Annotated in this window: 9 protein-coding genes; 5 read left to right on the top strand and 4 right to left on the bottom strand. The window is 62.6% G+C overall.

What is annotated here, in order from left to right:
• On the top strand, nt 1–367 hold a 367-nt coding region (locus tag VMR39_RS27205), incomplete at its 5' end, for a DUF4269 domain-containing protein (RefSeq protein ID WP_325421123.1).
• 104 nt (nt 368–471) lie between these two features.
• Here the strand turns inward: VMR39_RS27205 and VMR39_RS27200 are convergent.
• Together VMR39_RS27200 and VMR39_RS27195 are read right to left on the bottom strand one after the other, a co-directional pair.
• Nucleotides 472–1,119, bottom strand: coding sequence for a histidine phosphotransferase family protein (locus tag VMR39_RS27200; protein WP_325421121.1), 648 nt, complete (start codon nt 1,117–1,119; stop codon nt 472–474).
• Between the two features lie 97 nt (nt 1,120–1,216).
• Nucleotides 1,217–1,621, bottom strand: a complete 405-nt coding sequence (locus VMR39_RS27195) for a M67 family metallopeptidase (protein ID WP_325421119.1) — start codon at nt 1,619–1,621, stop codon at nt 1,217–1,219.
• A gap of 17 nt (nt 1,622–1,638) precedes the next feature.
• On the opposite strand from VMR39_RS27195, the gene VMR39_RS27190 reads away from it, so the two are divergent.
• From VMR39_RS27190 to VMR39_RS27180, 3 genes are all read left to right on the top strand, one after another.
• The gene (locus VMR39_RS27190; RefSeq protein WP_325421117.1) at nt 1,639–2,592 is read left to right on the top strand and encodes an RluA family pseudouridine synthase; all 954 of its coding nucleotides are present in this window, start codon (nt 1,639–1,641) and stop codon (nt 2,590–2,592) included.
• A 77-nt stretch (nt 2,593–2,669) separates the two neighbouring features.
• On the top strand, nt 2,670–3,581 hold the full coding sequence (gene rpoH / locus VMR39_RS27185; protein WP_325421115.1) for an RNA polymerase sigma factor RpoH: 912 nt from the start codon (nt 2,670–2,672) through the stop codon (nt 3,579–3,581).
• Between the two features lie 151 nt (nt 3,582–3,732).
• Nucleotides 3,733–3,972 carry a hypothetical protein gene (locus VMR39_RS27180; RefSeq protein ID WP_325421113.1) on the top strand — a complete coding sequence of 80 codons (240 nt, stop codon included), beginning with the start codon at nt 3,733–3,735 and terminating at the stop codon, nt 3,970–3,972.
• A 45-nt stretch (nt 3,973–4,017) separates the two neighbouring features.
• Here the strand turns inward: VMR39_RS27180 and VMR39_RS27175 are convergent, their stop codons facing one another.
• Both VMR39_RS27175 and VMR39_RS27170 read right to left on the bottom strand, forming a co-directional pair.
• Nucleotides 4,018–4,491 carry a GNAT family N-acetyltransferase gene (locus VMR39_RS27175; RefSeq protein ID WP_325421111.1) on the bottom strand — a complete coding sequence of 158 codons (474 nt, stop codon included), beginning with the start codon at nt 4,489–4,491 and terminating at the stop codon, nt 4,018–4,020.
• Complete coding sequence (locus tag VMR39_RS27170) at nt 4,488–5,051, bottom strand: TetR/AcrR family transcriptional regulator (protein WP_325421109.1); 564 nt, start codon at nt 5,049–5,051, stop codon at nt 4,488–4,490. The genes VMR39_RS27175 and VMR39_RS27170 overlap by 4 nt, the downstream gene beginning before the upstream one ends.
• A gap of 88 nt (nt 5,052–5,139) precedes the next feature.
• On the opposite strand from VMR39_RS27170, the gene VMR39_RS27165 reads away from it, so the two are divergent.
• The coding region (locus VMR39_RS27165; protein WP_325421107.1) for an MFS transporter at nt 5,140–6,127 on the top strand (988 nt) is incomplete at its 3' end.

Raw genomic sequence — 6,127 nt, 5'->3', positions numbered from 1 at the left:
GATGCCAGGCTTCACGCTTCGCCGCAGCGATGACCTCAACGCCATCATCTGTGGCTTTGTCGCACATGGCTGGGAATTCGAGATCTTCGGCCAGCCCATCCCGGTCGCGCAGCAACATGGCTGGCGGCACTATGAGATCGAACGCCGCCTGCTTACCCTTGGCGGCGAAGCGATGCGCGATGCTATCATGGCTCTGCGCGAACAGGGGCTGAAAACCGAGCCGTCCTTTGCCCGGTTACTCGGCCTCAGCGGCGATCCCTATGCCGCCCTGCTGGAACTGGAGGCGCAGGATGACGACACATTGCGCGCGCTGATTCACGGGCAGGAAAAAGCGCCTGTCCTATCTGGACCGACCATGCCACAATAGCGGCCACGCTTTCCGATAGGACCAGCCCGGCGTAATAAAATGTCGAAACATGCGGGAAAAGCGCGAAGTTAAGGTCGGAAAACCCTATTCCGACCTACTACCGATCAGCCCGGAATCACCGCGCCGAACAGCAGCGCCGGCTCACCCGGAGGCGACAGGACGATGTCGCCATCTGCCTCAGCGACCAGCTGACGCACCATCCAGGCGGCCGCCGTCCGCGACGCCAGACCTTCGATCGGCAATGTACCCGCCAGCGCCGCGCGCAGGTCGGGATCGAGCACGACCTTCGGCCCCTCAGCGCGCACGACGATCTCGGTCATGCCCGGACGGCTTTCGACACCGATGTCCAGTTGCCCGCCGCGCACCAGCGCATCGCCGGCGATCAACGCCAGATTGAGCAGGATCTTCGACGCCAGCTTGCCAAGCATCTTCTCCTCGACCATCCAGCCGATCTTCACCCGGCCCGAAGCGGCGAACATACCCTCGATAGCGACCTTCGCTTCATGCGGCGGCACCGCCTCGCCAAAGCCGCCGGCCGATCCGAAGGCAAGGCGGAAGAATTTCAGCTTGTTCGCCGAGGTCCGCGCGCTGTCGCCCAGCAGTTCCAGACAACGCTCGCGCATTTCCGGGTCATTCTCATCCGCCATCAGTTCCAGCCCGTTGTTGAGCGCGCCGACCGGACTCAGCAGGTCATGGCACAGGCGCGAACAGAGCAGGCTGGCAAATTCGATGCTGTCGGTCGGGTTGGTCATGCGGAAAGGATCGCCGAATTAAGGGGAGAAACAAAGGATGTATCCGGCTAATGCGCCCCCGCGCCCCCCGATGCAAGCCCGGCTCGCCGCCTTTCGCTCACCTTATGTCGAGCGACACTTCGGAGAATATGACGTTAACCACCGTGTCCGGCCCGGCGCGCCAAAGTCGGGCCTCGCCCCCTCCGACGATCAGCCAGAGGCTGTCGTCGGGCGAGGCGCAGGCGGCGTCGGTCCGCGAGGGGATCGCCACGCCAGAAGGGTGGGAATGATAATGGCCGATGACCTGTGGCCCACCCGATCGTGCAGCCCTATGCGCCGCGATCAGCGCGGCGGGGTCCAGTTCGAAATGGCGCGCGGGATCGGGCGCAACATTGGCGGCCGGAAGAATGGCCTCGATCGTTCCTGCCTGTCCCAGCAGCAGCCCGCAGACCTCCTCCGCCTCGCGCGCCACGCCCAGGGCCACGATTTGTTCCAGCAGCCCTCTTGATATCGCAACCATCATTCCTACATCACTAGTTCATGGTTCCGGGGGATTCCATCATCGAAGCGGCGATCGGCGAAGCCCAGCATGGGCTGCGGCTGGATCGTGCGCTGGCGGACCTGCTGCCGGACCTGTCGCGCGAGCGGCTGAAGGCGCTGATCGGCGAAGGTCAGGTGCGTAGCGCCCAGACCGCGAAGATCAACGCATCGGCGAAGGTCACGGCCGGGCAACTCTATACCATCACCCTGCCCCCACCGGTTCCGCTGGACACGGTGGCGCAGGATATTCCGCTCGTCATCATCCATGAGGACACGGAACTGATCGTCGTCGACAAGCCCGCCGGGCTGGTGGTCCATCCCGCCGCCGGCAATTTGGACGGAACCTTGGTGAACGCTCTGCTCCACCACTGCGCCGGGCAATTGTCGGGCATAGGCGGCGTGGCGCGTCCGGGCATCGTTCATCGCATCGACAAGGATACTTCCGGCCTGTTGGTCGTTGCAAAGACTGACAGGGCCCATGAAGGACTGGCGCGCCAGTTCAAGGATCACAGCATCGACCGGCTCTACGCCGCCATCGTCTATGGCGTTCCGACACCGGGCAGCGGCATGGTCGATACGTGGATCGGACGATCCGACGCTGATCGAAAGAAGATGGCGGTTCATCGGGAAGGGCGCGGCAAGCACGCCGTCACCCATTATCGCACGGTGGACCGGCTCAAGGGTGCGGCGATGGTGGAATGTCGGCTGGAAACCGGCCGTACGCATCAGGTCCGCGTCCACATGGCGCATCTCGGACACCCCTTGATCGGGGATCCGGTTTACAGTAGAGAAAGAAAAGGTTTCAAATCAATACTGGAAACGCTGGGTTTCAAAAGGCAGGCATTGCACGCCAAAACACTGGGGTTCATACATCCGGTAACGGAAAAGCCCCTTCTGTTTCAAAGTGTGTTGCCAACCGACATGCAGGAACTGTTAAGCGAGCTTCACGTATAAAGTAGGACAAGTTTTGCGACGGCGCCTGTGACGCCTCTTCTGGGTCCCGCCGCGCAATGAAAGGGAAAGGTGAAGACATGGCCAAGAGCAATGTCCCCGCGGTTCCGGCGCTGGGCGGTGAAGCCAGCCTCAACCGCTATCTGTCGGAAATCCGCAAGTTTCCGCTGCTCACCCCTGAGCAGGAGTATATGCTGGCGAAGCGCTACGAGGAACATCAGGACCCGGAAGCCGCTGCGCAGCTCGTCACATCGCACCTGCGGCTCGTCGCCAAGATCGCCATGGGCTATCGCGGCTATGGTCTGCCGGTCAGCGAACTGATCAGCGAAGGCAATATCGGCCTGATGCAGGGCGTGAAGAAGTTCGAGGCCGAACGCGGCTTCCGTCTGGCGACTTACGCCATGTGGTGGATTCGTGCGTCGATCCAGGAATTCATCCTGCGCAGTTGGTCGCTCGTCAAAATGGGCACCACGGCATCGCAGAAGAAGCTCTTCTTCAACCTACGTCGGATGAAGAACAATATCGAGGCGTTCGAGGACGGCGACCTGCGTCCGGAGGACGTAACCAAGATCGCGACCGATCTGGGCGTTTCCGAGGATGACGTCGTTTCGATGAACCGTCGCATGGCCATGGGCGGCGACACGTCGCTCAACGTGCCGATGCGCGAAGATGGTGAGGGCCAGTGGCAGGACTGGCTGCAGGACAACGACCCGCTCCAGGACGAACGCGTTGCGGAAGAACAGGAACGGACCCAGCGTCACGAGATGCTGGTCGAAGCGATGACCGATCTCAACGATCGCGAAAAGCACATCCTGGCCGAACGCCGTCTGGCTGAAGAGCCCAAGACGCTGGAGGAACTCTCTCAGGTCTATGGCGTCAGCCGCGAACGCGTCCGCCAGATCGAGGTCCGCGCATTCGAGAAACTGCAAAAGGCGATGATGCGCATTGCCGGCGGCAGGCTGGAAAAGATGGCGCGTCTCGCCGCCGCCTGATCAGGCCGAAGCTACGTCATGAAGAAGCCCCGGAGCGATCCGGGGCTTTTTTGTTGCAGGCGGGCGGAATGAAGACGGTGGTTAACGGACTTGATCACGGTCGGCGCGCCGGGCAAGGGCCTCTGCCCCTTCCCTCTCTAACGGAATAAAAATGCAGAAATTACTACAGGTTATAACGGTGATCGTCGTGGGTATCGTGGTGATGTTCGGCGGTCGCTGGTATATGTATGTCGCCCAGAGCGAGACGCCCTATGATGAAGTCGGGATCGCGCTGAACGGCTATATGCCGTCGCCGCTGCGCAGCTGGGGCTGCCACAAGATGCAGGAACGTTTCGCCAACCAACTGCCGCCTTATGGCTGCGCCGGCCCCGACGGTCGCAGCTGGCTCTGATCCAATAAGCTGCCGCCCTTCCCTGGGGCGGCGGCAATCCGGCCTTCAAATCAGCAATTCCATGGCCAGGCTGTCCTGCCCGTATCCACCGCCATCGACCACGGACGTGAAACCCTGCCGGCGCCAGAACGCATCCGCACCGTTGACCGCCGTCAGCGCAATCCGGTTGAAGCCTGCCGCGCGCGCCTGATCCAGCACGATCTTGACCGCCACCTGCGCCGCGCCGCTACCGCGCGATTCGGGCAGCAAGGCCAGATCATGGAGATAATAATGATCGGCGGGTATCGGCAACGCTTCCATGAGCCGGTCCAGCACGGGCGGCTGCGTACCACGCCAGGGATGGCTGACGAGGTAGCCGAGCGCCTGGCCATCGCGATCGAACAGGAAACACCCCGGCGGATAGAGCGCCAGCCGTTCCCCATAGACTTCTGCGCGCTCGGTATAGCTGCCATGCACCCCGTCGGACATCATTGCGACCGAAGCGAGATCCTCAGCACGCATCGAACGCCAGCCGCTCATGCGCCCACACCCATCGCCTTGCGGACGGCAACCAATATCTCGTCCGAAAGCACCATATCCGCGACTCCGCGCGCCAGCACCATGGCACCGACCATCTGCGCCATGCGCGCCAGCGCGTCCTCGCGCGTCATATCCGGTGTGGACTGCTGCAATATGTTCGTCAGTTCCTCGAACCCTTGCCGAAAGGCGCCGCCCAGATCGCCGCCACGCCGCGCCGCATCTGGACCGAGCGCGATCAGTGCGCAACCCGTTTCCGGCGCATCGCGATTGCGCGGGCTGAGATAGTTGGCCGCGATGGCCTTGGAGGCATCGCCTTCGCCAGTTTCGGCAACAACTTCGCCCCAGCGCGCAACGCTTCGCGCGAGCGACGCGGCGCAGGCTTCGGCGGCCAGCGCCTCCTTCGAATCGAACTGATTATAGAAGCCACCATGGGTGAGGCCGCATTCGCGCATCACCTCGCCGATGCCGACACCCTCGACGCCGCGCGCGCGGAACAGACGAGACGCGGTGTCGACCACCGTCTCGCGATTGCGCGCAGCCTGTTCACGACTGACTTTCATACCTTGCTTTCCGAAATCGGCCTCTTGACCTTATATATGATGGACATCATTTAACGCCAGTCTGATCGTCGCTTAAAGGGGGAAATTGATGCTCTCGACCGCTTTTGCCAGCCGCCTGTCCGCGCGCAACGTCCATTATGGCTGGGCTGTGGTCGGCGCTACCTTCCTCACCATGCTCGTCGTCGCGGGGGCGGTCGGCGCGCCGGGCGTGTTCATCGTGCCATTGCAGAAGGAGTTCGGCTGGAGCGCGGCCGACATCAGCGGCGCACTCGCCATCCGCTTCCTGCTGTTCGGGGGCATGGGACCGTTCGCCGCCGCCTTCATGAACCGTTTCGGGGTGCGGCGGATGATGCTGATTTCGCTGTCGATCGTGATCGGCGGGATGCTTTTATCGCTGGGCATGACGCAGCTGTGGCAACTTGTGTTGCTCTGGGGTGTCGTGATCGGGATCGGCACCGGGCTGACCGCCATGGTGCTGGGGGCAACCGTCGCAACGCGCTGGTTCGGGCAGCGGCGCGGCCTTGTCATGGGCCTGTTGTCGGCCAGTACCGCCACCGGCCAGCTTGCCTTCCTGCCGCTGCTTGCCAGCCTGACCGAATCGCACGGCTGGCGCACCGCCCTGCTGCTGGTATGCGGCGCAATCCTGCTGGCGGCGGTCGTCGTCATCCTGTTGATGCACGATCGACCGGCTGATCTGGGCCTGGCGCCCTATGGCGAAACGCAGATGCAGCCTGCTCCGGTCCAGCCGGCGAGCTTCGGCGCCCTGCTCATCATGCCGCTGACCGTGCTGCGTGATGCGGCGCGCGTGCCGACATTCTGGATCCTCTTCTTTTCCTTCTACATCTGTGGCGCGAGTACCAATGGGTTGGTGCAGACGCATTTCATCTCTCTCTGTGGCGATTATGGGCTGGCGGCGGTCGGAGCCGCATCGATGCTGGCGATGATGGGCCTGTTCGATTTCGGCGGCACGCTGGCGTCGGGATGGCTGAGCGACCGGTTCGATAATCGCTGGCTGCTCTTCTGGTATTATGGATTGCGCGGCCTGTCGTTGCTCTATCTGCCCTTCAGCGATTTCT

Origin of the sequence: Sphingobium sp., from assembly GCF_035511395.1 — a bacterium.
Classification (GTDB): Bacteria; Pseudomonadota; Alphaproteobacteria; order Sphingomonadales; family Sphingomonadaceae; genus Sphingobium.
This window is presented reverse-complemented; position numbering and strand designations above follow the sequence as displayed.